Origin of the sequence: Companilactobacillus paralimentarius (assembly GCF_963227125.1) — a bacterium.
GTDB classification, from domain to species: domain Bacteria; phylum Bacillota; class Bacilli; order Lactobacillales; family Lactobacillaceae; genus Companilactobacillus; species Companilactobacillus paralimentarius.
Genome location: NZ_OY724131.1, coordinates 2,576,095 through 2,598,349, shown reverse-complemented (window position 1 = coordinate 2,598,349; position 22,255 = coordinate 2,576,095). Strand labels below are relative to the sequence as shown.

Here is a 22,255-nt window from a genome sequence, read left to right as displayed (position 1 = left end):
TCTAGTTATGGCGATTACTACGACTTCTTGTACCAACGTTACCATTATTTTCTGGATTTTGACCATAAGGATTTTGTGGTTGACCTAGTTGCTGTTGTGCATTTGGAGTTTGATTTTGGTTACCAAATCTCTGTTGTAAGTTAGGTCTTGGTTGGTTAAAGTTTTGATTACTCTGAGGTGCATAATTTTGATTATTGAATTGACGACCATTGCCATTCATAGGTTGTTGATTTTGAGGTTGTCCAAAATTATTTTGTACTTGTTGACTATTTTGACTGTTTTGATTCATTGATCTATTAGCCATTTGATTATTATTCATCGGTTGATTTGGAAATTGTTGTTGATTGTTATAACCATTATTCATTGGCTGTTGGAAATTATTGCCACGACCGTTGAAATTTCCATTAGGATTCTGATTCATTTGATTTGGAACTCGTTGACCAAATCCTGGTTGATTCATCAGTTGTTGGTTATATTGTCCCTGATATTGTTGATTGGGATTAGTTTGTTGATTGAAGTTTTGATTATTTTGAGCTTGATAAGGATTATAACCATAATTTTGTTGATTAAAATTGTTCGGTTGCGCATTATATTGCTCAGGGTTCATTTGATTCATAGGATTTTGATTGTATGGATTATTTCCATACTGATTATTGGTATCCTCAGGTTCATCTTCAGGAATTGGGTGAAGAATTGTATCAACGATAACAATGATCAAGTCGATTGCACCAATAATAATACCAACCCAAGCCCAAATTTTTAGAAAACCTGCACCAGGCATGTTGGCATTGAAGAGCCCCATTAGTCCACCAAGAATTAGGATGATGAAGCCTACGATATCAGGAACCATACTATATGTACGATTAGTTAAAATGTAGATTGCAGCCGAGATAATATAAGTTATTGCCATCAGAATACCAGCAGCGCCACCAATGGCACCTGTACCAACTAAAGCAGCAATAAAGCCTTCAAATCCCGATTTAACCATTAGGATAATAGATAGTATAAGCAATAAAATACCGGCAGAAATTTTTGTTATTCTTACCATAAAGAAACCTCCGATTTTACTAACAAATACTATTGTATATCATCCTTTATAAAATGGTTAATAGGACCATATTTATGTCCGACATCAATTTCATTTTTAATAGCATTGTAAGTAAATGTTTTAGCAATTCTGATAGCATCTTCCATGCTCTTGCCCTTAGCAATTTCAGCCACGATACATGATGATAGTGTATCACCAGTACCATTAATGTGATCAGTTTTAACAAAGGGTTCAGAGATCCAGAAAGATTCACCATCTTCTAGTAGAACGTAGTCTTCAACTTCACTAATGGAGTCGTCACTATGTTCACCCTTTATCATAATATTTTTTGGTCCCAAATTGCGTAATTTATGCGCAGCCTTAACAATTTCTTCTTTATTATTTAATTCTAATCCAGAAAGCTTTTTAGCCTCGTAAAAATTAGGAGTAATCAAATCAGCTAATGGGAACAACTCATCGATCAAAGTTTGGTAAGCCTCAGCTTCTAGTAACATAGCGCCGTGCTTTGTGATGATAACTGGGTCAAGAATGAAAGCACCAAAAGGTTTATCTTTAATGGCTTCGGCAACAGTATGAATAATTTCAGAATCGGAAAGCATACCTGTCTTGAAAGCAGAAACTTTAAAATCATCTTTGATGTCATTGATTTGGCTATTAATAAACTTAGCTGGCATATTTACGCTATCGTGAATACCGTAAGAGTTACCAGCAACAGCAGCAGTTAAAACAGACATACCGTAAACGCCGCGAGCCATAAAAGTTTTTAAATCAGCTTGTGCGCCGGCACTACCGTCAGAGTCAGAACCAGCAATAGTTAGTACTTGAATAAATTTATTCAAAGTTAATCACCCACCTAATTAATTGTTTCCTTTATATTAACAGAAAGCGTGAATTTGTGAGGAGGATTTATCACATTTCCCTTGACCTTGACGTAACGTAATCCCTTAGAATCAAAATTGTTAGGAGATTTATTTATGAAATATACAATAAAAAAATTAGCTGAACTAGCTGGTGTGAGTACGCGTACATTAAGATATTATGATCAGATTGGCTTGTTAAAACCTAGTGAAGTTAATGAAAATAATTATAGAATTTATGATGAAAAAAACGTAAATAAATTACAACAAATTCTATTCTATCGTGCTCTAGATTTTCCGTTGAATCGAATACAAAAGTTAATTAATGACCCTAATTTTTCAAGGTTGCAGGCATTAAAAGAACAGCAATTACTTTTAAAAAGTAAGCGCGATGAATTGGAAAGTCTCCTAACTAATATCGATGCGACTATTAAAGATTTTCAAGGAGAAGAGAAAATGACCGATGATGAGAAGTTTGAAGCCTTTAAACAGACCAAGATAAGTGAAAACGAACAAAGATTTGGACAAGAGATTCGTGAGAACTATGGCAAAAGGGTTGTTGATGCAGCTAATGATAAATTTGTTAAGTTGAGTGAGAAAAAATATCAAGCTATGAATAACTTAGAAGCAGAATTGATTCAGGATTTAGTTGAATTAAAAAAACATCCAAATTTGAATTCAGATTTGGCAAGAAAAATTTTTGAAGAACATAAGCAATGGTTGAAGTACACGTGGTCTAAATACAATGAGAAAATGCATCGAGGCCTAGTTAATCTGTATGTAGAGGATGAAAGATTTACTAAATATTACGATGATAAGGCTAATACTGAGGTTGTAAAACTTCTTAGGGATGTAATTTATAAATACACCGAATGATCATAACGACGTTATAGAAAAAGAGCAAATCTTTAAATGATTTGCTCTTCTTTTTATCCAATATTATTTACAGCATTTTTATCGACTAGATCTCGATAGAAGTTAGCCATAGTCAATTTGTAGTATGGATAGATCCAAATAAATCCAATACCTAATGTAATACTACCTAGAATCCACCAACCTAAGAAACTAAGTTGCATCATGAAGTAACGACCTTTATTACCAACCATTAATTGACGACTACGAGTAATGTAATCAGTTAATGTAAGACCATCGGCTTCACCACGATCATTGAGGTCTTTATAGATAAAATAAGTTTGTGAATAAGCAAGCCATTTGATAATGCCGGGAATAACTAATAATAAAGTCCATAAGAATGTAAAAATACCTACTAGAATATAGATTAAAATTAATTTCCACCAATCAGGGCTTCTGAAGTAGGTGAAATTACTTTTGATAGGTTGAAAGTCTAGTTGTGGATCTTCAATCCAATCTAGTCCTCTGAAAGCACTGGACAATGAAATTAATAGAACAACTAAACTAATGATATAAGAGATTAAGCCGGTTGATAGTAAACTTGAAAAAGCACCACCATTGTTATAAATAGCATCTTTCATGGCATCTGTTGAGTTAGAACGGTTGACATTGATATTTAATATCATAACAATAACTGGAATTAGATAAAGTTGAATAGCTCTGGTCCAATTACCTTGTAAAAGAGATTTTACTTCGGTTTTTAATTCATATCTTGTTTTATACCTTTGCATAATTTTTATACCCTCCTAAAAAATTAATCATACATTAATTATGAAAAAATCGAAACTAATTAAGAATGGATATTATTACTAATTCAAAATCATTTTCGTTTATAATGAAATCAATATACCGTACAAAGGAGAAGATTTTATGATTGGATTTATTGGAGCTGGTAGTATCGGTGGAGCCGTTATAACGGGTCTTGTTAAAAATGGTTTTAACGCAGACGAAATAATTGTTAAAGGTGGCCATTCTAATCATGCCAATCTTTTAGGTGAACAATTAGGATTTCAAGTAGTCAAAAAGGTTAAACAATTAGAAGATACAGATGTTATTTTCATCGCTGTCGGGGCAAATGCTTTGGACGGTGTTTTGAAAGAACTAAAGGAGATCGTAGCGGGAAAATTGATTGTAGCTTTTACTGGAAGTGCAACAATTTCTCATTTAAAACAAGTTTTGGGCGATGCCAAGGTGGCACATGCTATTCCTAATACACCAGTTAAAGTTGGAGCTGGATTCACAGGAATTACCTACTCAAGTGATTTTGAAGATGCTGACAAGAAGAAAATTGCTTCGATCATGGGATATACAGGTCAACTAGTTGAAGTTCCTGAAAATCAATTAGGAATTCTTGGAACAGTTGCCGGCTGTTCACCAGCTTTCTTAGATGTCTTTATCGAAGCTTTGAGTGATGCAGGAGTAAAGCACGGTTTAAATCGTAAGTTAGCTTATGATGCTGCTATTGGGATGGCCATTGGTGCCAGCAAGCTAGCTAAACAATCAGAATTAAATGTTTCTGCTTTGAAAGATGAAGTTACTTCACCGGGTGGTTCAACAATACGTGGTGTGGCTGCGTTAGAAGAATATGGCTTTAGAAATGCCGTGATCAAGGCTGTTGATGCAGCTGAAGAATAGTTATAAATAATAAAAAATCCGATTGACTTGGCTGTATTCGCGGCCTCTAGTTAAGTCGGATTTTTTTATAGAGAAAAAATTATGTGTAAATAGTTATTTTTTTGTTCTTTGTTGAGTAATCAGGTAAAATTAAGAAAATTAAATTAGGACGTGAAGACATTTGCAAAAAAGAAAAGCTTATCGCACCGCAATTTTAGGAATTTTAATGGCGATTATTCTTGTGCAATCGATGGTACCCTTTCTAGGCTTTATTCCAACTGGTTTTATTAATATAACAATTATTCATATTACTGTTATTGTAGCAGCCATCGTTTTAGGACCTAAAGATGGTGCTATTGTAGGTCTGGTATGGGGAATTGGAACAATCATTCGTGCCTTCACTAGTCCAACTTCGATTATCGATACAACAGTTTTCACAAATCCAGTGGTAGCCGTTTTGCCTAGAGTAGCAGTAGGATTGGTTGCTGGATGGATCTATTTGTGGTTCAAACATCATACGAGTAAAAAGGTTTTAGGGATGGCTATAGCTTCTGGAGTCGGTTCCTTGGTCAATACTGGTCTGGTATTGGGATTGATGCGCTTGATGTATGCAAGTACAATGGCACAAGCTTACGCCACTCAAACTGATCTTTTAAATAAGTTATTGCTAGTAATCGTTGGAACTAATGGTGTTCCAGAGATGATTGCAGCTATCATTATTGCTCCAGCTATTTCCAGTGCAATATTGAAAACAAATAAATTTTTAGACAATTAAAATTTTAAGAATAAAAATAACAGCATTCATTTAGGCGTTTCTAAATGAATGCTGTTTTGTATTTTCAAATTATTTGTTATTTGTAGTTGCCAGACGTTCTTTATGAGCTTGAACGATTTTATCTGCAATAGCACGGGCAACATTTTCATTTTTTAAAATTGGTCCGTGAGAGTAACTGCCGATAACGTTCTTGTAACGCATGCCTTCTTGTTTTTCATCAGGGTTATTACCGTAGCCTTGAATCATTGTTCCGAAGGGCTTGAGCATTTTCTTGTCATCAAAGTATGTACGGCCACTATGGTTCTCAAAGGCTTTTACAGTGCCCCATTCAGTCTTGTACTCAGTATCACCGATCATACGGCTATCGGCCTTAAAAACGGTATGTAAGGGAAGAATATCAAGGCATTGAATAGTCTCGCCACCACTTGTTTGATAGTACTTGCCAAGGAATTGATAACCACCACAGATGCAGAGCATCGGTTTGTCGGCTTCAATATAATCCTTAATAGTTTGACGATGTCTTTGTAAGTCAGTTGCAACAACAGATTGTTCAAAATCTTGACCACCGCCAAAGAAGAGAAAATCATAATCAAAGGCGTTGAAGTCCATATCCAAACTGATGTTATCAACTTGGGTATCATAACCTTGTTCTTTTAAGAGGAAACTGAGAATTTTAACATCTCCACTGTCTCCATATGTATTCATTAAATCTTCGTATAAGTAAGCAATTTTAATAATTTCAGACATAATTTCTCCAATTTAGATTAGAAACATTGTAATTTAGTTAAATAATTGTAATATAGTTTAGTAACGAGGTGATGAAATTGACAAAAGAAATCAATAAAGAGATTTTAGCAGATTTTAACAAGAACTTAAATCAAGATGCAAGTAATAATGTTTTGAAGAACTCTGTAGCACAGGTTGGAATTTTCAAAGCTTCAGAAGATCCAGAAGTAAAAACGAAGTTGAATCCTTCGTTTAACATTATGGTCAACTCAGGAAAGGTCTCTAATCAAAAGCAATCTGGACGTTGTTGGCTTTTTGCTGCTCTTAATACTTTAAGAACAGAATTTGCTTTGCGCAACAATATGAAAGATTTTGAACTATCTCAAAATTATTTATCATTTTGGGATCGACTAGAAAAATCTAATGCCTTTTATCAAGAAGTTTTGGAATCAGCTGATTTACCAATTGAAGATCGTCAAGTCAATGATGTCTTCAGTGGTCCTAACGGAGATGGTGGTTTTTGGAGCTCTGCTGCTAATTTAATCAGTAAGTATGGTGTAGTTCCTAATTATGTTATGCCAGAAACAGCTGTTTCAGAAAATACACGTGAATTTGATGCTGTTCTTAATAAATTATTACGTAAAAATGGAATTGAGTTACGCCAATTAGTTAAAGACGGAGCTGCTCAAGCAGATATTGATAAACGCGTCACCGAAATGTTGTCAGAAGTTTATAAAATTTGTGTCTACTCATTTGGTTTGCCACCAAAGAATTTTGAACTATCATTGCAAACTGATAATGATAAGTTGATTGAAGAGGAGAGCATTACACCAAAACAATTCTTCAATAACTACTTTACAACTAACTTGGATGATTTTGTGACAATTGAAAATTCTCCTCAAAAGAGTAAAAAATATCATCAGGTTTATTCAATTAAGAATCAAAATAACGTTATTGGCGGTAAAGAACATATCTTCTTGAACTTGCCGATGGAACGCCTTGAGGAATTAACTATTCAACAACTAAAGAATAATCAATTGGTTTGGTTCGGTAATGATGTTTTGAAGCAATCAGATCGTAAGAATGGTTACTTATTGGGTGATCTTTATCAATATGACGAATTGTTCGGTATGGACAGTCAAATTGAAAAGGGACTTGCTCTTGATTACGGAGAGGCTGAAGTTTCTCACGCAATGACTATTACCGGAGTTAATATTTTGAATGGCCAACCTAACCGTTGGAAAGTTGAAAACTCCTGGGGTGAAGATAACGGCGTGCATGGTTATTATTTGATGGATGAAAAGTGGTTCAAGGATAATACTTATGAAGTCGTTATTAACAAGAAATATTTAAACGATGAAGAATTAGCTGAACTCGATCAAGAACCAATTGTTTTACCTTCATGGGATGCTTTGTCATAGTAGAGCAGAATAAAATAGCCTCAATAACTCAAAACCGAGTTGTTGAGGCTATTATTTTTTAACGTAATTAAACCATTGCGGGTTTGCCATAAAGGTATCCCTGTTGAATATCGATACCATAGTTTTTAGCCAAAACTTGATCCTTATAATCTTCGACACCCTCGATTACCATATCTAAACAGTACTGTTTAGCCTGTTTGACCCAGAAATCAAGACATTTAGGGATTAGTTCGGCATGACCATTCATGCGAAAATTTTGCATGGCAAATTTGATTCGATCAACATAGGGTAATGCTTGTTTAATATTTTCGTAAGTATTAGAGCCAGTCCCGACATCGTCGAGGACTAAAGAGATATTATTTTGATGTAATAGTGAACTCAATTCTTTAACTTTATTTAAAGGAACCGCCTCAGTTAATTCAATTGTAAGTGAAACAGGAGCAATCCTTTTCTTTAAGGAAATAATTTCATCGATTGCGGAAGGGTCATTAGTTTGATCATGATTTAAATTGAAGGAAATCACTCGATCATCTTTGCCAGTATTCTTCTTCAAAGATTTAACAGTTTCTTCGAGCAACATGGTTTGTTGTTCAATCGAAAGTTCCGTGAAGTCCTTTGGCAAATGCCAAGAACCGTTGTCTTCTTTACGTAAAAGGACCTCGTAACCGAAAATTGAATCATTATCTTTATTTATTTGTGGTTGAACAAAAAAACTATATTTCGTGATATTTTCCTCCTTTTATATAGGATTACTTGTGTTTACCATCTATCGGACTATTTTAGGACTTTTTAAAAATTAAGGCAATTAATCAGCTAGTTTGTTTGTTTCATAACGCCGTTATAAAGAAAAGTACTTGCTAATGACCTTAGGTAATAAGGTAAAAATGATTAGAGAAAGAGGTGAAAATCTATGTCAGAATATACAACTGGTGAATTAGCTAAGTTGGCATCAGTTTCTGTTCGAACACTACAATATTACGATAAAAAGGACTTATTAAAACCTAGTAAAGTCACTGAAAGTGGTCGCAGAATATATACCGATGTGGATTTGAGTAGATTAAAGTTAATTCTTTTATTGAAGAAATTAGGCTTGCCATTGAAAGCAATTGCTGAAATTCTGAGTAGTAAAAATTCAATTGTAGTTTTGAATTTACTTTTGGAGCAACAACAAAAGGCTATTAAGGATACTTTGAGAGATTCACGTGAACAGTTGAAAACAATCGAAGAATTAAGAAAAAATTTACCTCAAATCAATCAAATATCATTAAGTACGATTGATGACATAGAAGACATTATGAAAAATAAAAAAGAATTGCGTAAAGTTCATTTGCGGATGATTCTATATGGGATTCCTTTCAATATTTTGGAATATGGTACTTTGGCTTGGGGAATTATTAAAGGTCAATGGTGGCCATTTTTAATTGCGATCGTTCTTTTAATCATCTGTGCTACTTTAGTAACTAGATATTATTTCCAAAAAACTAATTATATTTGTCCCAACTGTGGAGCTGAATTTAAACCAAATACGAAAGAGGCCTTTTGGGCTAAACATAATATCAAGGCACGTAAATTGACTTTTCCAGTCTGCGGTAAGAAAGATTATTGTGTTGAAGTTTATGATGAAGGACAACTAAATAAATCCTGAATTCAAAAAATATTCACAATCTAGCCAATGTTATGTTATATAATTAATTTGTTAAGAGAGGAAGATTTTGATGGATACTGTGGCAGTAAAGAAAGAACAGAAAAAAGTTGAAATTTCTTCAGCGGAATGGCAAATTATGCGTATCGTGTGGACTTTAAAACACGTAACTAGTACGGAGATTATCAATCTGATGCAACAAAAGCAGAATTGGTCTGATTCGACGATTAAAACTTTGATAACTAGATTGACTAAAAAAGAATTTCTCAGTCGTAAAAAGGCAAAGGGGCGCTATATTTATTCAACAACTGTTTCTGAGCAAGAGACGATGGATGAATATGCTAATAGCTTATTTAATGATTTTTGTGCCCACAAGACGGGTTCAGTTTTAAATGAATTGATCGACTCATTGGATATTAGTAAGAGCGATATTGAGTCATTACAAAAAACGCTGGATAATAAATTGAAAACAGCTCCAGAGAAGGTAAATTGTGATTGTTTACCCGATGGTTGCGAGCATATGTGTTAAGGATGAGTTATAATTAAGTTCCTTGGCAGGGGCAAATGAAGCAGCCACTTTGGATACTTCATTGAGTCAAAAAGGGACGATACATTTCACGAATGTGATTTGTATCGTCCTTTTTCTATAGATTCAATTCCATAATAAAATCTTTTTGTAACAGACCATTTAATGAAAAATTACGACTAGTAGTTTTCTGAAAACCAAATTGCTTATAAAAATGAAGTACTGAATCATCATGTTCCCAAACACTGCTCCAGATTCGATGTTGATGGAGTTCTCTAGTCTTCTTTAATGTGAATTCTAATAATTGTTTTTCCAAACCAATGTATTCAAAATCCTTGCGTAAATAGAATCTATCGATTTCTAAAGCGTCAGTCGCAAAATTAAGCTTAAGATAACCGGCCAATTTATGATTATAGTAAATGAAATAGAATTTTGATTGAAGATTGAGCATCTCTTTTGCTAGTTGACCATAATTATAATTTTTTAAAGTGTAATGGGAAAAATCCTTGGATGCTTTGAAATGGCGGAAACTATCATTAAAAGTTTCAACACTCAATTTTTGTAATTTAGGTAATTCTGCATAATCAATTTCTTCAATATTTATTGGTAAAGTAACTAAATTCATTATGAACACCTCTAATTATTTTCTAGCAGCATGTCTAAATGAGGGATATTATCTTCCAAATAAACTGTGGAAATAGCTTTAAAACCAAAACTTTCATAAAATTTTTGCAAATAAGCTTGAGCTTGAATTTGAATTGTTTGGTTAGGGAATCTCTTTTTAATTTCATTGATTGTAGCCTGAACAATTTGACGACCAAGGCCATCATTACGATATTCTTTGACTACAAGCACACGTCCAAAAGTTATGTGATCACCCTTATCGATAATTCTGGTGTATGCCATAAGTTTATTGTTTTCTACTAAACAAACATGTAAGTCGTCGAAATCGTTAGCATCAACTTCTTGGTAGGGACAATTTTGTTCAACAACAAAAACAGCTACTCGTTGTTTGAAAATTTCGGTCAGTTCTTTTGACGTCAATTCATTTGTGTGTTTGACAATTATCATAAGTTACTCCTAGAGATTTAAGTTAGGATTAGTATATATTTGAATTGTTGCAAATGCAACTATATTTTGATTAGACTTATTGAACTCATCATTGAATTAAGTGTCGCATTAATATACGATTAGAGAGTGTGAAACACTGTTTCACGAGTGGAGGTATTTAATGAAACCGGAAGAATTTTTTGAAGCTTTAGCCCAGAAGGGTATTGAATTGAGTGATGTTCAAAAGGAACAATTTGCGACTTATTTTCATGAACTAGTTGAGACTAATAAGGTAATGAATTTAACTTCAATTACAGATGAAGACCAAGTCTACTTGAAACATTTTTATGATTCAATCGTACTCGGTTTTGTTGATGAAAAAATCTTAAATGAAGAACTAACTTTGTGCGATGTTGGATCTGGAGCAGGTTTTCCATCCTTACCATTAAAAATTATTAATCCTAAATTAAAAATTACAATCGTTGATTCGTTAAATAAGCGAATCAAATTTTTAGAAGGGTTAGTGAATGAACTTAATTTAACTGACGTTAGTTTAGTTCATGGACGCGCCGAAGAAGTTGGGAAGAATCCTCAATTCCGTGAAAAATTTGATGTTGTGACAGCTCGAGCAGTGGCAGCTATGAATGTTTTAACTGAATTTTGTTTGCCGTTAGTAAAAGTTGGTGGTCAATTCGTGGCCATGAAATCTGAAAAAGCTCCTGAAGAAGTTAAGAATGCACAATATGCTATCGAAACTTTAGGCGGAACAATTAAACAACAGGAATCAGTTGAATTGCAAAATGATGCCGGAATTCGTAATTTTATCTTTGTTGAAAAAATTTCTAAGACACCTAAAAAGTATCCTCGAAAACCCGGTACTCCAGCTAAAAAACCGCTCGTGAAATAATTCCAAACTATTAAATAATATTGTAAAAATGATAAGATTATATAGTTATGGCAAAAGCGCCAAAAAGTGATTACCATAGATAATATTTTGTGAAATTGTTGAGCAATTTCTAGAGATAGGGGAATAAAATGGCACGAAAAATATCTGTTGCAAATCAAAAAGGTGGTGTCGGAAAAACCACAACCACCATCAATTTGGGAGCATGTTTAACTGATCTGGGCCAAAAGGTATTAATAGTAGATACTGATCCTCAAGGGAATGCCACTAGTGGCTTGGGAATCAAAAAGGCCAATGTGGAAAAAGATGTTTATGATGTTTTAGTTAATGAATATCCACTTAAAAAGACCATTATTCATACCAAACATAAGAATCTCGATATCGTGCCAGCCACAATTCAATTAGCTGGTGCGGAAATGGAATTAACTTCGATGATGGCTCGTGAAACTCGTTTACGTGCTGGACTTGCAGAAGTAGATGCTGATTATGACATTATTCTGATTGATTGCCCGCCTTCATTAGGTCAATTATCAACCAATGCCTTCACAGCCAGTGATTCAATCATTATTCCTGTTCAAAGTGAATATTATGCTTTGGAAGGATTAAGTCAGTTATTGAATACAATTCGCTTAGTTCAAAAGCACTTTAATACAAACTTAGCTATTGAAGGTGTCTTGATCACTATGTTAGATGCCAGAACTAACTTGGGTGCCCAAGTTGTAGACGAAGTGAAATCATATTTCGGCGATTCGGTTTATAAATCAATCGTACCTAGAAATACACGTTTAGCTGAAGCTCCAAGTTATGGACTACCAATCGTTGATTTTGACGACAAGTCAAGAGGTGCACAAGCTTATCGTGATCTTGCTAAGGAGGTGTTAAAGCGTAATGGCATCAAGCAAAAATAAAAAAGGTTTAGGAAGAGGAATTGACGCAATCTTTTCTGAATTCGAAGCAATCGATGAAAATAGTGAGACCGTAGTTGATCTATCAATCGATGATATTCGTCCTAATCCATATCAACCTAGAAAAACCTTCGATGAACATGCTTTAAATGAATTAGCACGTTCAATTGAACAAAATGGTGTCTTTCAGCCTATCATCGTCCGTGAAAGTGTTAATGGTTTCGAAATCATTGCTGGTGAACGTCGTTTCAGAGCAAGTAAAATTGCTAAGAAGACTACTATCCCTGCAATTATTCGTCCTTTAAGCGAATCAGGAATGATGGAAATTGCCGTTTTGGAAAACTTACAACGTGAAGATTTAACACCGTTAGAAGAAGCCGATGCATATCAAACTTTGATAACAAAATTAAATTTGACACAAGAACAAGTTTCCCAAAGATTGGGTAAAAGTCGTCCTTATATCGCTAATTACCTACGTCTATTGAATCTACCTGACGCGACTAAGAAATTAGTACAGAATGGTAAATTATCAATGGGACAAGCTAGAACTTTACTTAGTTTGAAAGATAAAGAACAGATTGATAAACTCGCTAAGCGTGCTGTCGATGAAGATTTAACTGTTCGTCAATTGGAACAATTAGCTACCGAATCCAAACACGACAGTAAGAGAAAGAAACGAGTTGTTCAAAAGTCACCATATATCAAAGCTACTGAAGAAAAATTAGTGGAAAGATTTGACACTCCTGTTACTGTTAGAGAGAATCGAAGCGGCCATGGAAAACTTGAAATTGATTTCTCGAATACGGATGATTTGAACCGTATTTTAGACATATTAGGAATCCATTTAGATTAGAGGAATTGTATGTTTAAACTTGGAGATATTATCTTAATGAAAAAGCCTCATGCTTGTGGGGCAAACCGCTGGGAAGTTATCCGAATGGGTGCGGATATTAAAGTTAAGTGCTTAGGGTGTGGTCATATTGTTATGATTCTACGAGCTGAATTTAAAAAGAAATTCAAAAAAGTATTAACTCAAGCCGACCAGGTGAAAACGGAAAACGAGCAACATTATTTGACTAAAGATCAATTAATGCCACCTAATTTTATTAAAAGAAACGAGGAATAACTAATGGCTTTAACTGCCGGAATTGTAGGACTACCAAACGTTGGTAAGTCAACTTTATTTAACGCTATTACAAAGGCTGGTGCCGAAATGGCTAACTATCCTTTCGCAACAATCGACCCTAATGTAGGAATGGTTGAAGTACCAGACAAACGTCTATCAAGAATCGATTCTTTGATTCCTGCTAAAAAATTAATTCATACTACTTTTGAATTCACTGATATCGCTGGTATCGTTAAGGGTGCTAGTAAGGGTGAGGGACTTGGTAACAAGTTCTTGGAAAATATCAGACAAGTTGACGCTATCGTTCACGTTGTTCGTGCATTCGATGACGACGATATCACAAGTGTAACTGGTAAAGTTGATCCACTAGATGATATTGAAACAATTAATTTGGAATTGGGTATCGCTGATCTTGACAGTATCAACAAGCGTTACACAAGAGTTGAAAAAGCCGCTAAAAGTGCCAAAGATAAAGAAGCTCAAGCTGAATTTGCTGTTCTAGAAAAGATCAAGCCAGTTCTTGAAAAGGGTGGAGCTGTTAGATCAATTGACTTCGATGAAGAAGAACAAAAGATTGTTAAGGGACTATTCCTATTAACATCAAAACCTGTCTTGTATGTTGCTAATATTGCTGAAGATGATATGGCTGACCCCGAAGGTTCAAAGTATTACAAGTTAATTGAAGATTACGCTAAGAAGGAAAATGCTCAAGTTATTGGTGTTTCAGCTAAGACCGAAGAAGAAATTGCTGAACTAGATGATGACGAAAGAAAAGAATTCCTTGAAGCCGAAGGTGTTACAGAATCAGGACTTGATAAATTGATTAGAGCTAGTTACAAGCTATTAGGTCTTAGAACATTCTTTACTGCAGGTGGTAAGGAAACACGTGCTTGGACTTTCCATGAAGGAATGAAGGCACCACAAGTTGCCGGAATCATTCATTCTGATTTTGAACGTGGATTTATTCGTGCCGAAGTAATGGCCTTTAGTGACCTAGACGAACTAGGTAGTGAAAAAGCTGTTAAGGAAGCCGGAAAATTACGTGTTGAAGGTAAGGATTACGAAGTTCAAGATGGTGATATTATCGAATTTCGTTTCAATGTCTAATCCAGGGGGAGCAAAATGTCAGAGGATTTAAGAGAAAAGAATAAAAAGGCTGCTGAAAAGCAAAAAGTTGCATCAGCTAAAAATGAGAAAAAAGAAGAAGTCACAAGCCAAATTTACAGTGCAGATACTGATGATTTGAGTAAAAAGTTAAGCAACAAAAATGCAGAATACGTTTTTAAACTTAACAAACGCTTGCTTGACGATGGTTTCAAAGAAGAAGAGGCCAAAGAAGTTATCGATGGAATGTTACCTGAAATGATTGATAATCAGATTAAAGGAATTCCAGCTAATCAACTTTATGGACCAGTTACTCAAAAGGCTAAAGAGATTGCTCATCCAGTTAAAAAGCCAAAGAAAACACCATTCTGGGGACTATGGATCGATACAGCTTTGTTATTCTTTGCTTTGTTTGGATTGTTATACGGAGTCGTTGCATTGACATCGAAGAAGACAGATCCTAATAATCAAACAGGTATCTTAACATTGATCGTCTTGTCATTAATGTGGGGTGCATTGTTAACATGGTTCAACAACCAAATGAGAATGCCAAAATCAGAGAGACCTGGTTGGGGTAAAACAATTGGTTACTTAGCACTTGGTTTAGTACTAATGTTTGTCTTCTTAGGAGCAATGGCATTTGTACCAACAACAATTAATCCAACACTTAATGCAGTAGGTTACTTTGTAGCTGCAGTAGTAGCATATGGCATCCGTTTTGCTTTCCGTCGTTACATGGGAATCAAAGAAAAGACGTTCTTCTAAAGAGCGGAGCAAGGGCGTTCAGCCTCCGAGGATTTGCCTAAGTAGTGAAATTGCACGCGTACTTGACGTGTGATTCCACTACTGTAGCAAACCGGAAGAGGTTGCCCTTGCGGAGCTCGTTACCACTGTTCAGCAAAGAACAGTGGTTATTCTAAATAGAAGTTAAATAAAAATCTCTCAATCATAATCGATTGAGAGATTTTTATTTAACTCGAAAAAACTGTACTAGACCATAAAGACCATAACCACCGGCAGCGGCCTGTAAAATGGTCATCATCATACCGACTTTTTTGATGTTTAAATTGTGGTCGAAATGTAATTCGTATTGAACGAATGCAATCACAGCAATTGAAAAAATGATAATCAAAATAAATTTTAAACGCTTTTTTAAATACTCCATAAAAACTCACTTTCACGGTCTAATTAGTAATCTAGTTCTATCTTATTGTATAATACTAACTAGTTGTATACTTGTAAATATATGTACGCTTGAGAGGTCTATTAGATGAAAATCTTAGTGGTTGATGATGATAAAGAGATTGTAGAACTACTTAGTATTTATATTAAAAATGAAGGTTATGATCCTGTGACGGCTAATTCTGGTCAGGAAGCTTTGGACCAATTGGCGGCTCATAGCGATATAGCGTTGATGGTTTTAGACATTATGATGCCTGGAATCGATGGTATTGAAGTCGTCAAACGTGTTCGTAAGAACTCCCAGATTCCAATAATTATCGTTTCCGCCAAAACGACTGATATGGATAAGATTCAAGGTCTTATCACGGGTGCTGACGATTATGTAACGAAGCCTTTCAACCCATTAGAGATAATGGCACGAATTCGTTCTTTATTACGTCGTAGCTCTCAACAGACAGCTAAAAATGTACCAGATAAATTGGAAGTGGGACCAATTACTATTTATAAAGATTCACATGAGGTAGTAACTGATTCTAATCAAAAAGTGCAGTTGACAGCATTAGAATTTGGAGTGCTCTATTTATTAGCAAGTCATCCAAATCGTGTCTTTTCTGCGGATGAAATTTTTGAAAGAGTTTGGAAGCAAGAAAGCGTCGTTTCGGCAAAAACCGTTATGGTTCATGTCAGTCATTTGCGCGATAAACTAGAAGAAGCAACTAATGGTGAAAAAGTTATCGAAACCGTTTGGGGCGTTGGCTACAAAGTGGAGGTTTGATTTTGAATAAAAGAATCAAACTGAATGTGAAAGAAAAAGGTGTCCTCCTTTTAGAAGGAATAGGCACCTTTCTTTTATTTCAGGTTATCAATGTGATTTTAATAGGAGCTATCGGCAAGAACGGTGTTGTCGAAAATGTCAAAACTAATCTATCTAATCTTATCAGTGATAAACTTTGGATTTTAGTTTTGACCCTTTTGGTACAACTGATTTTGACCGTTATGATGGTTTTAACTATGTATCACCATCTTGAATTACATCAGGTTCAACGGATTTTACAACAGAGTGCTACAACTAATTTACCGCAACCAATTGAAGTGAAAGTAAATCAGAACTTACAAGGAATCATTGATAATTATAATTTATTGATCTCAAACATGAACCGCCGTTCTAAGGAACAGGAACAATCTGAGAAGAGTAAAGATGAACTGATCAGTAATGTTAGTCACGATATCAGAACACCTTTGACCTCAGTTATCGGTTACTTAGGATTGATTGAGAGCAAGAATTATAACGATTTAGGACAAATATTGAAGTATACTCACATTGCCTATAAGAAGTCTTTAGAGATGCAGAATTTAGTCAATTCATTGTTTGAGTTCGCTAACGTACAGCATGCAACAAGTCGTCTTAATATGACTCAATTTGATATGGCACAGATGCTAGATCAATTGTCAGCTGATTTTGAATTAGAAGCTAACAAACGTGGAATGGAAATAATCGTCAATTCACATCCAGATAAGATCATAATGAAAGGCGATACCGAAAAATTAGGTCGGGTTTTCAATAATCTCATCATGAATGCCTTTAAATATGGTAAGGGAGCCACTCATATTTGGTTAACGGCTGAACAAAAGAAAAATGAAGTCGTTGTAACGGTGGCTAATAACGGTCCGGCTATTCCTGAGGAATCTTTGAGACATGTCTTTGACCGCTTCTATCGAGTTGAAGATTCACGGTCTAAGAAGACTGGTGGAACTGGTCTAGGACTAGCGATTGCCCAGAGTATGGTGAAATTGCATGGTGGAACAATAGCAGTTACATCTAACAAGGAAAAGACATCATTTATTAGTCATTTTCCAATTACTCAATAAAGATTGATTTGCGAGGTTTAATAATGAAAAAGTTTTTTAAAAAGTTAACATTGATAATGTCATTAATTATTTTGACATTACCCTTGTTTGCATCAACTGTTCAAGCTGATTCACAACTCAGTTTGGATTTAAATGCGACGGCTGGAATGGCTTTTGATGAAAATAGTGGTCAGGTTATTTACAGCAAGAACGCAAATCAAAAAGTTGCTATTGGTTCAATTACCAAAATAATTACACTTTATTTAGTAACTAAGGCTTTAAAAGAAGGCAAAATTACTGAACAAGATACGCTACAGCCTACCCAAGCACAGGCTGATATGACTAAGGATAATGAATTGACTAATGTTAAATTGGATGTTGGTCATTCTTATACTGTTAAGCAACTGTATCAAGCGGCTTGGATTGTTTCGTCTAATTCGGTGGCAATGATGTTAGCCGATAAAGTAGCTGGTAGCCAACAAGCCTTTGTCAAAATGATGAGAAAAACTCTGAAAAATTGGGGTATCAAGGATGCTGAAATCAATAATGTTTCAGGATTGAATAACTCGGACTTGGATTCCAGTATGTATCTTGGCAATGCCGATGGTGAAAATAAGTTATCAACTAATGATATTGGTGTAATCGTCAAGCATGTTTTGGACCAATATCCAGAAATTTTGAAAACAACTTCAATGGCAAAATTAGATTTTCCGGCTGACAATGAAACTAAGACTTATAATTCTTTAAATTTATTGTTAAAAGGACAACGTGATTATCAGGCGGGTTATGAGTTTGATGGATTGAAGACAGGTACAACCAAGCAGGCTGGCGAATCTTTTGTGGGAACATTACCTATGAATGGGACTCGTGTTGTTACAATTGTGATGAATGCTCAAGGTGAAAGTAATGATGCTGATAAAAGATTTCGTAGTACGCAGAAATTAGCACATTATGTGAAAGATAATTTTGAATACAAAGAAACTTTGAAAAAAGGCTCAGAAATTACTATTAACAAAAAAAAGTATGAAATTAATCAATCTAGTTATATTTGGGTACCAAAGAATTTTAATGTTGAAAATTTAAGTTATAATGAAAGTAGTAACGACTTAGGTTTTACTGCGAAACGCAATAAGCAAACGGTGAAATTAATTGCTGCTAATACTGCTAGTGGTTATCTTCCGTTTAAAAAGGCAGATGTTAAAAAAGTAATACACAAGAAGACTAGCCAGAAGTCTTGGTGGGATCAGATCGTTGAATTTTTTAATCATCTATGGAAACGTCTATTTTAGGAGCAGGTGAAAGAATGAGTTTGAAAGTAAGTAAAGCTATTGAGATTTTGAAAAATCATGACTTGCTAGTTTCTGATTCAGTAAGCGATGAAAATCTCGAAGTAACAAATATTAGTTACAATTCTAGAGAAGACCAAGCCAATGGAATTTTCTTCTGCAAGGGAAATCAATTCAAGGCAGAATATTTAGACCAAGCAATTAAAAATGGTGCCAAGATCTATGTTGCTGAAAAGGAATATAGTACAGATATTGATCATTTAATTGTGAAGGATGCATCGAAAGCTTTGGCATTGTTGAGTGCTGAATTTTACGGCAATCCTCAAAATGATTTGTTTATCGTTGCCTTTACAGGTACGAAAGGTAAGACAACAACTTCATATTTCACATACGATATTTTGAACAGTGCTTATCCTAAGAAAGTTGCATTGTTCTCAACTGTTGATCGTATCGTTGGACCAAAACCAAGTGATGAATTCAAATCAGATTTAACAACTCCCGAATCAATGGAATTGTTCCATGATATGAGAAGAGCTGTCGATAACGGCATGAAGTATTTGGTTATGGAAGTATCCTCACAAGCTTATAAGAAGAATCGTGTTTATGGATTGAAGTTTGATATTGGAGGTTTCTTGAATATCACTCCAGATCATATCGGACCTAATGAACATCCAACTTATGCTGATTATTTGAATTGTAAAAAGCAATTGATGATCAACTCTAAAGTAAATATCATTAATCGTCAAACTAACGACTATGACACAGTTTTAGCCGCAGCCAAAGAGACAAGTGCTGACAAAGATATTTATAGATTTGCTAAAGATGAAGTTGGTGACACTGACTTCAGTATTCGTAACAAAGAATCCAATTTAAATGATTCCGTCTTTACCTATACAGCTGAAAGTGATAAAGCTGAAGATCTACAAGACCATGGTGAATATACCTATGAATTAGGTCTTGTTGGTGATTTCAATGAGTTGAACGCTGGTGCTGCTATTACAGCGGCTAAAATTATGGGTATTGATAATGAGGTGATCGCTGATAGTTTAAAAAAAGCGTTCGTCCCGGGGAGAATGGAACACATTAATACCAAGAACCACGGGACAATCTTTGTAGATTACGCCCACAACTATGCTAGTATGAACGCTCTATTGAGTTTCATAAAGCGTGAATATCCTGAATCAAAAGTTAAAGTTGTAGTTGGTAGCCCTGGTGATAAAGGAGTTTCTAGACGTGCAGGCTTTGCTAGAGTCCTAACGGAACTAGCCGATTCAGCAATTTTGACAACAGATGATCCTGGATTTGAAGATCCAGCTAAAATTTGTAAGGAAATCGATGATCAAATTGACCACGAAAAAGTTGAAGTTAAGACAGTAATTGATCGTCAAGAAGCTATTCGTGAAATGATTGACTCAAGTAATGATGGGGATATCATTGTTCTTGCCGGAAAAGGTAATGATCCATATCAAAAGACTAAGGGTGTCGATGTACCTTATCCAAGTGATCCAGTTGTAGCTAAGAAAATTTTGAAGGATATCGAAGGTTAGAAACATGAAGAAATTCTTTACAGTAATTGGTGGCATGGGTAGCCTTGCTACTGAAAGCTATATACATTTATTAAATGAGAGGACACCTAGTAAGAAAGATCAAGATTACTTAGACTATATTTTGGTCAATCACTCAACTGTGCCTGATAGAACTGCACATATTTTGGATCACAGTAAACCTAGCTTTTTACCTCCATTGACAGAAGATATTAAACAACAGAGTTTATTGAAACCTGAATTTATGGTAATTATTTGTAATACAGCTCATTATTACTATAAAGAATTGCAGGCAGCAACTGATATTCCGCTAATCCACATGCCACATATGGCTATCAGTGTAATGAAGAATAAGTATCCCAAAGCTAAGCGAATCGGTTTGATTGCTACAAAGGGAACAATTGCTGATCACGTCTATGAAGACGAAATTAAGAATGCTGGCTTTGAATTAAGCCTTGGTGATCAAGCAGTACAAGATGAAGTTGAAAGTTTAATTTATGATGATATTAAAATTAAAGGTAAGATGAATGCTCCCAAGTATCACAAGATCTTACAAACAATGCATGATAAATTTGATTGTGATGTAATCGTTTTGGGATGTACTGAGTTATCATATGCCCAAGAAAAAGCTCCAGATCATCCTTATCAAGTAATTGATGGACAAGGAATTATCGTTGATAAATCAATCGAACTTGGTCAAAAGATTCGTAATGGCGAAAAAATTGATTATACGAAGATTTATGGATAGAGATCGGAATAAGCCCGCTTAGATTCTTTTTTGAGTTAGGTTGATAGTGTAAAACTGCCGTCCTCCAGAACAAGAAAATTTGGCTGGAACGCCATGGATCTTCAAGTTCGACCTTTATCTAAGCAATAAATTGCTAAGATAAATTTCTTGTTGTTCCGGACTAAATCTTACTTCATTAAGTAATCATTATAAAATCTGAATAATAAATAAGAACGGCCTCTATTAAGGGATTCAAGTAAAAGATATATCTTGAATGATTAATGGAGGCTGTTCTTTTGATCAAAAACAGATTATTGTGACTATTTTTCTGTCTAATTCTTACGGTTCGGTAATGTTTCTCATGGAACATTGCAATAAAATACGTCATTCCTATATAATAACAAGTACAAGGAGGTACTTGTATACTATGTTTAAGAGATTATCGCTTTTTACAGTGATTTTGTCAGGGGTTCTATTAGCAGGTTGCAGTAGTCAACAAGCTACAAGCACAAAGTCAAACACTGGATCTGAACAAACAGAAAAGAGTACTAAGAAGTCGACTCCAGAGAAATCTGAGAAGTCTGACCAATCAAGTTCTACTTCGTCTTCATCAAATGATGATAACCAAGCAACTAATGATGATAATACCAACAGTGGCAGTAATAGCAATAGTGACAGCAACGGTAATAATAATACTGGCACGACAAATAAGAACAATGATTCTACACAAACAAATCAAAGCTCAACAAAATCTGATAATAATAGCAACAATACTGACACAAATAATAACCAATCATCACAAAATCAGAATACAGCACAATCATCACAAACAGGGGTTAATATTACGACAGCAGATCAAGCCACTTCTTTCTTAGCTGATAAGTTAAGTACAACGTATGATAAAGCTAATACTCAATATGTTGCGAACGGTAAGGTTACTTGGAATAATGTTAATGGTTATCAAATAAATATTTATAGCAAGAATTCAGATTCTCCAGTTGGCAGTTACTTAGTACCAGCTAACGGTCAATATTTCCAAATTTGGTAATTTGAAAGCA

26 protein-coding genes are annotated in these 22,255 nt (G+C 34.8%); 18 read left to right on the top strand and 8 right to left on the bottom strand.

The features are described from left to right. Position 1: 1 nt before the first annotated feature. Both ACI6PB_RS12780 and thiD read right to left on the bottom strand, forming a co-directional pair. Positions 2–1,048, bottom strand: a complete 1,047-nt coding sequence (locus ACI6PB_RS12780) for a hypothetical protein (protein ID WP_025085530.1) — start codon at positions 1,046–1,048, stop codon at positions 2–4. A gap of 29 nt (positions 1,049–1,077) precedes the next feature. Further along, positions 1,078–1,887 carry a bifunctional hydroxymethylpyrimidine kinase/phosphomethylpyrimidine kinase gene (gene thiD, locus ACI6PB_RS12775; protein ID WP_025085531.1) on the bottom strand — a complete coding sequence of 270 codons (810 nt, stop codon included), beginning with the start codon at positions 1,885–1,887 and terminating at the stop codon, positions 1,078–1,080. A gap of 135 nt (positions 1,888–2,022) precedes the next feature. Here thiD and ACI6PB_RS12770 point away from each other — a divergent pair, with 135 nt between their 5' ends. After that, entirely contained in the window at positions 2,023–2,781 is a 759-nt protein-coding gene (locus tag ACI6PB_RS12770; protein ID WP_025085532.1) for a MerR family transcriptional regulator, read from the top strand. Between the two features lie 53 nt (positions 2,782–2,834). Here the strand turns inward: ACI6PB_RS12770 and ACI6PB_RS12765 are convergent, their stop codons facing one another. Continuing rightward, positions 2,835–3,548: a DUF975 family protein gene (locus ACI6PB_RS12765; protein ID WP_025085533.1), complete on the bottom strand. Its 714-nt coding sequence runs from the start codon at positions 3,546–3,548 to the stop codon at positions 2,835–2,837. Between the two features lie 139 nt (positions 3,549–3,687). Here ACI6PB_RS12765 and proC point away from each other — a divergent pair, with 139 nt between their 5' ends. Together proC and ACI6PB_RS12755 are read left to right on the top strand one after the other, a co-directional pair. Then, positions 3,688–4,452: a pyrroline-5-carboxylate reductase gene (gene proC / locus ACI6PB_RS12760; RefSeq protein ID WP_025085534.1), complete on the top strand. Its 765-nt coding sequence runs from the start codon at positions 3,688–3,690 to the stop codon at positions 4,450–4,452. A gap of 160 nt (positions 4,453–4,612) precedes the next feature. Further along, entirely contained in the window at positions 4,613–5,206 is a 594-nt protein-coding gene (locus tag ACI6PB_RS12755) for an ECF transporter S component (RefSeq protein ID WP_025085426.1), read from the top strand. A 69-nt stretch (positions 5,207–5,275) separates the two neighbouring features. On the opposite strand, the gene ACI6PB_RS12750 is transcribed toward ACI6PB_RS12755, so the two are convergent. Beyond that, positions 5,276–5,953: a type 1 glutamine amidotransferase gene (locus ACI6PB_RS12750; protein ID WP_056955666.1), complete on the bottom strand. Its 678-nt coding sequence runs from the start codon at positions 5,951–5,953 to the stop codon at positions 5,276–5,278. Positions 5,954–6,030: 77 nt separating this feature from the next. On the opposite strand from ACI6PB_RS12750, the gene ACI6PB_RS12745 reads away from it, so the two are divergent. Further along, the gene (locus tag ACI6PB_RS12745) at positions 6,031–7,353 is read left to right on the top strand and encodes an aminopeptidase C (protein WP_025085427.1); all 1,323 of its coding nucleotides are present in this window, start codon (positions 6,031–6,033) and stop codon (positions 7,351–7,353) included. Between the two features lie 67 nt (positions 7,354–7,420). On the opposite strand, the gene ACI6PB_RS12740 is transcribed toward ACI6PB_RS12745, so the two are convergent. Beyond that, on the bottom strand, positions 7,421–8,080 hold the full coding sequence (locus ACI6PB_RS12740) for an EAL domain-containing protein (RefSeq protein ID WP_404280461.1): 660 nt from the start codon (positions 8,078–8,080) through the stop codon (positions 7,421–7,423). Positions 8,081–8,263: 183 nt separating this feature from the next. Here ACI6PB_RS12740 and ACI6PB_RS12735 point away from each other — a divergent pair, with 183 nt between their 5' ends. Beyond that, on the top strand, positions 8,264–8,998 hold the full coding sequence (locus ACI6PB_RS12735) for a MerR family transcriptional regulator (RefSeq protein WP_404327542.1): 735 nt from the start codon (positions 8,264–8,266) through the stop codon (positions 8,996–8,998). A gap of 70 nt (positions 8,999–9,068) precedes the next feature. Further along, positions 9,069–9,524, top strand: a complete 456-nt coding sequence (locus ACI6PB_RS12730; RefSeq protein WP_025085429.1) for a CopY/TcrY family copper transport repressor — start codon at positions 9,069–9,071, stop codon at positions 9,522–9,524. Between the two features lie 115 nt (positions 9,525–9,639). Here the strand turns inward: ACI6PB_RS12730 and ACI6PB_RS12725 are convergent, their stop codons facing one another. After that, positions 9,640–10,146, bottom strand: a complete 507-nt coding sequence (locus ACI6PB_RS12725) for a GNAT family N-acetyltransferase (protein ID WP_025085430.1) — start codon at positions 10,144–10,146, stop codon at positions 9,640–9,642. A gap of 11 nt (positions 10,147–10,157) precedes the next feature. Next, positions 10,158–10,592, bottom strand: coding sequence for a GNAT family N-acetyltransferase (locus ACI6PB_RS12720; RefSeq protein ID WP_025085431.1), 435 nt, complete (start codon positions 10,590–10,592; stop codon positions 10,158–10,160). A gap of 160 nt (positions 10,593–10,752) precedes the next feature. On the opposite strand from ACI6PB_RS12720, the gene rsmG reads away from it, so the two are divergent. From rsmG to ACI6PB_RS12690, 6 genes are all read left to right on the top strand, one after another. Beyond that, on the top strand, positions 10,753–11,478 hold the full coding sequence (gene rsmG / locus ACI6PB_RS12715; protein WP_404327541.1) for a 16S rRNA (guanine(527)-N(7))-methyltransferase RsmG: 726 nt from the start codon (positions 10,753–10,755) through the stop codon (positions 11,476–11,478). 128 nt (positions 11,479–11,606) lie between these two features. Continuing rightward, positions 11,607–12,383 carry a ParA family protein gene (locus tag ACI6PB_RS12710; RefSeq protein WP_025085433.1) on the top strand — a complete coding sequence of 259 codons (777 nt, stop codon included), beginning with the start codon at positions 11,607–11,609 and terminating at the stop codon, positions 12,381–12,383. Further along, positions 12,364–13,233, top strand: a complete 870-nt coding sequence (locus ACI6PB_RS12705; protein ID WP_404278806.1) for a ParB/RepB/Spo0J family partition protein — start codon at positions 12,364–12,366, stop codon at positions 13,231–13,233. Before ACI6PB_RS12710 ends, ACI6PB_RS12705 begins: the two co-directional genes overlap by 20 nt. 9 nt (positions 13,234–13,242) lie before the next feature. Then, complete coding sequence (locus ACI6PB_RS12700; RefSeq protein WP_404327540.1) at positions 13,243–13,506, top strand: DUF951 domain-containing protein; 264 nt, start codon at positions 13,243–13,245, stop codon at positions 13,504–13,506. Positions 13,507–13,509: 3 nt separating this feature from the next. Continuing rightward, the gene (gene ychF / locus ACI6PB_RS12695) at positions 13,510–14,613 is read left to right on the top strand and encodes a redox-regulated ATPase YchF (protein ID WP_056955668.1); all 1,104 of its coding nucleotides are present in this window, start codon (positions 13,510–13,512) and stop codon (positions 14,611–14,613) included. 15 nt (positions 14,614–14,628) lie between these two features. Then, the gene (locus tag ACI6PB_RS12690) at positions 14,629–15,375 is read left to right on the top strand and encodes a DUF1129 family protein (RefSeq protein WP_025085437.1); all 747 of its coding nucleotides are present in this window, start codon (positions 14,629–14,631) and stop codon (positions 15,373–15,375) included. 202 nt (positions 15,376–15,577) lie between these two features. On the opposite strand, the gene ACI6PB_RS12685 is transcribed toward ACI6PB_RS12690, so the two are convergent. Then, positions 15,578–15,775 carry a hypothetical protein gene (locus ACI6PB_RS12685; protein WP_054642702.1) on the bottom strand — a complete coding sequence of 66 codons (198 nt, stop codon included), beginning with the start codon at positions 15,773–15,775 and terminating at the stop codon, positions 15,578–15,580. A 105-nt stretch (positions 15,776–15,880) separates the two neighbouring features. Between ACI6PB_RS12685 and ACI6PB_RS12680 the strand changes: the two genes are divergently transcribed. The 6 genes from ACI6PB_RS12680 (at position 15,881) to ACI6PB_RS12655 (ending at position 22,245) form a co-directional block, all read left to right on the top strand. Then, positions 15,881–16,567 (top strand): response regulator transcription factor, encoded by a 687-nt coding sequence (locus ACI6PB_RS12680; protein ID WP_025085439.1) that lies wholly within the window; start codon positions 15,881–15,883, stop codon positions 16,565–16,567. 2 nt (positions 16,568–16,569) lie between these two features. Next, on the top strand, positions 16,570–17,661 hold the full coding sequence (locus tag ACI6PB_RS12675) for a sensor histidine kinase (protein WP_404278802.1): 1,092 nt from the start codon (positions 16,570–16,572) through the stop codon (positions 17,659–17,661). 23 nt (positions 17,662–17,684) lie between these two features. Further along, positions 17,685–18,929 carry a D-alanyl-D-alanine carboxypeptidase family protein gene (locus ACI6PB_RS12670; RefSeq protein ID WP_404327539.1) on the top strand — a complete coding sequence of 415 codons (1,245 nt, stop codon included), beginning with the start codon at positions 17,685–17,687 and terminating at the stop codon, positions 18,927–18,929. A 14-nt stretch (positions 18,930–18,943) separates the two neighbouring features. Next, complete coding sequence (locus ACI6PB_RS12665; protein WP_025085442.1) at positions 18,944–20,473, top strand: UDP-N-acetylmuramoyl-L-alanyl-D-glutamate--2,6-diaminopimelate ligase; 1,530 nt, start codon at positions 18,944–18,946, stop codon at positions 20,471–20,473. Positions 20,474–20,477: 4 nt separating this feature from the next. Further along, positions 20,478–21,218: an aspartate/glutamate racemase family protein gene (locus tag ACI6PB_RS12660; protein ID WP_056955669.1), complete on the top strand. Its 741-nt coding sequence runs from the start codon at positions 20,478–20,480 to the stop codon at positions 21,216–21,218. A gap of 406 nt (positions 21,219–21,624) precedes the next feature. Continuing rightward, positions 21,625–22,245, top strand: a complete 621-nt coding sequence (locus ACI6PB_RS12655; protein ID WP_025085443.1) for a hypothetical protein — start codon at positions 21,625–21,627, stop codon at positions 22,243–22,245. The last annotated feature ends 10 nt before the right edge of the window (positions 22,246–22,255 follow it).

Bases quoted from the DNA above. Each gene is read 5' to 3' on its own strand.
- ACI6PB_RS12780 (WP_025085530.1), bottom strand. From the start codon at position 1,048: ATGGTAAGAATAACAAAAATTTCTGCCGGTATTTTATTGCTTATACTA.
- ACI6PB_RS12770 (WP_025085532.1), top strand. From the start codon at position 2,023: ATGAAATATACAATAAAAAAATTAGCTGAACTAGCTGGTGTGAGTACG.
- ACI6PB_RS12765 (WP_025085533.1), bottom strand. From the start codon at position 3,548: ATGCAAAGGTATAAAACAAGATATGAATTAAAAACCGAAGTAAAATCT.
- proC (WP_025085534.1), top strand. From the start codon at position 3,688: ATGATTGGATTTATTGGAGCTGGTAGTATCGGTGGAGCCGTTATAACG.
- ACI6PB_RS12750 (WP_056955666.1), bottom strand. From the start codon at position 5,953: ATGTCTGAAATTATTAAAATTGCTTACTTATACGAAGATTTAATGAAT.
- ACI6PB_RS12735 (WP_404327542.1), top strand. From the start codon at position 8,264: ATGTCAGAATATACAACTGGTGAATTAGCTAAGTTGGCATCAGTTTCT.
- ACI6PB_RS12730 (WP_025085429.1), top strand. From the start codon at position 9,069: ATGGATACTGTGGCAGTAAAGAAAGAACAGAAAAAAGTTGAAATTTCT.
- ACI6PB_RS12725 (WP_025085430.1), bottom strand. From the start codon at position 10,146: ATGAATTTAGTTACTTTACCAATAAATATTGAAGAAATTGATTATGCA.
- ACI6PB_RS12720 (WP_025085431.1), bottom strand. From the start codon at position 10,592: ATGATAATTGTCAAACACACAAATGAATTGACGTCAAAAGAACTGACC.
- rsmG (WP_404327541.1), top strand. From the start codon at position 10,753: ATGAAACCGGAAGAATTTTTTGAAGCTTTAGCCCAGAAGGGTATTGAA.
- ACI6PB_RS12710 (WP_025085433.1), top strand. From the start codon at position 11,607: ATGGCACGAAAAATATCTGTTGCAAATCAAAAAGGTGGTGTCGGAAAA.
- ACI6PB_RS12705 (WP_404278806.1), top strand. From the start codon at position 12,364: ATGGCATCAAGCAAAAATAAAAAAGGTTTAGGAAGAGGAATTGACGCA.
- ACI6PB_RS12700 (WP_404327540.1), top strand. From the start codon at position 13,243: ATGTTTAAACTTGGAGATATTATCTTAATGAAAAAGCCTCATGCTTGT.
- ychF (WP_056955668.1), top strand. From the start codon at position 13,510: ATGGCTTTAACTGCCGGAATTGTAGGACTACCAAACGTTGGTAAGTCA.
- ACI6PB_RS12690 (WP_025085437.1), top strand. From the start codon at position 14,629: ATGTCAGAGGATTTAAGAGAAAAGAATAAAAAGGCTGCTGAAAAGCAA.
- ACI6PB_RS12685 (WP_054642702.1), bottom strand. From the start codon at position 15,775: ATGGAGTATTTAAAAAAGCGTTTAAAATTTATTTTGATTATCATTTTT.
- ACI6PB_RS12680 (WP_025085439.1), top strand. From the start codon at position 15,881: ATGAAAATCTTAGTGGTTGATGATGATAAAGAGATTGTAGAACTACTT.
- ACI6PB_RS12670 (WP_404327539.1), top strand. From the start codon at position 17,685: ATGAAAAAGTTTTTTAAAAAGTTAACATTGATAATGTCATTAATTATT.
- ACI6PB_RS12665 (WP_025085442.1), top strand. From the start codon at position 18,944: ATGAGTTTGAAAGTAAGTAAAGCTATTGAGATTTTGAAAAATCATGAC.
- ACI6PB_RS12660 (WP_056955669.1), top strand. From the start codon at position 20,478: ATGAAGAAATTCTTTACAGTAATTGGTGGCATGGGTAGCCTTGCTACT.
- ACI6PB_RS12655 (WP_025085443.1), top strand. From the start codon at position 21,625: ATGTTTAAGAGATTATCGCTTTTTACAGTGATTTTGTCAGGGGTTCTA.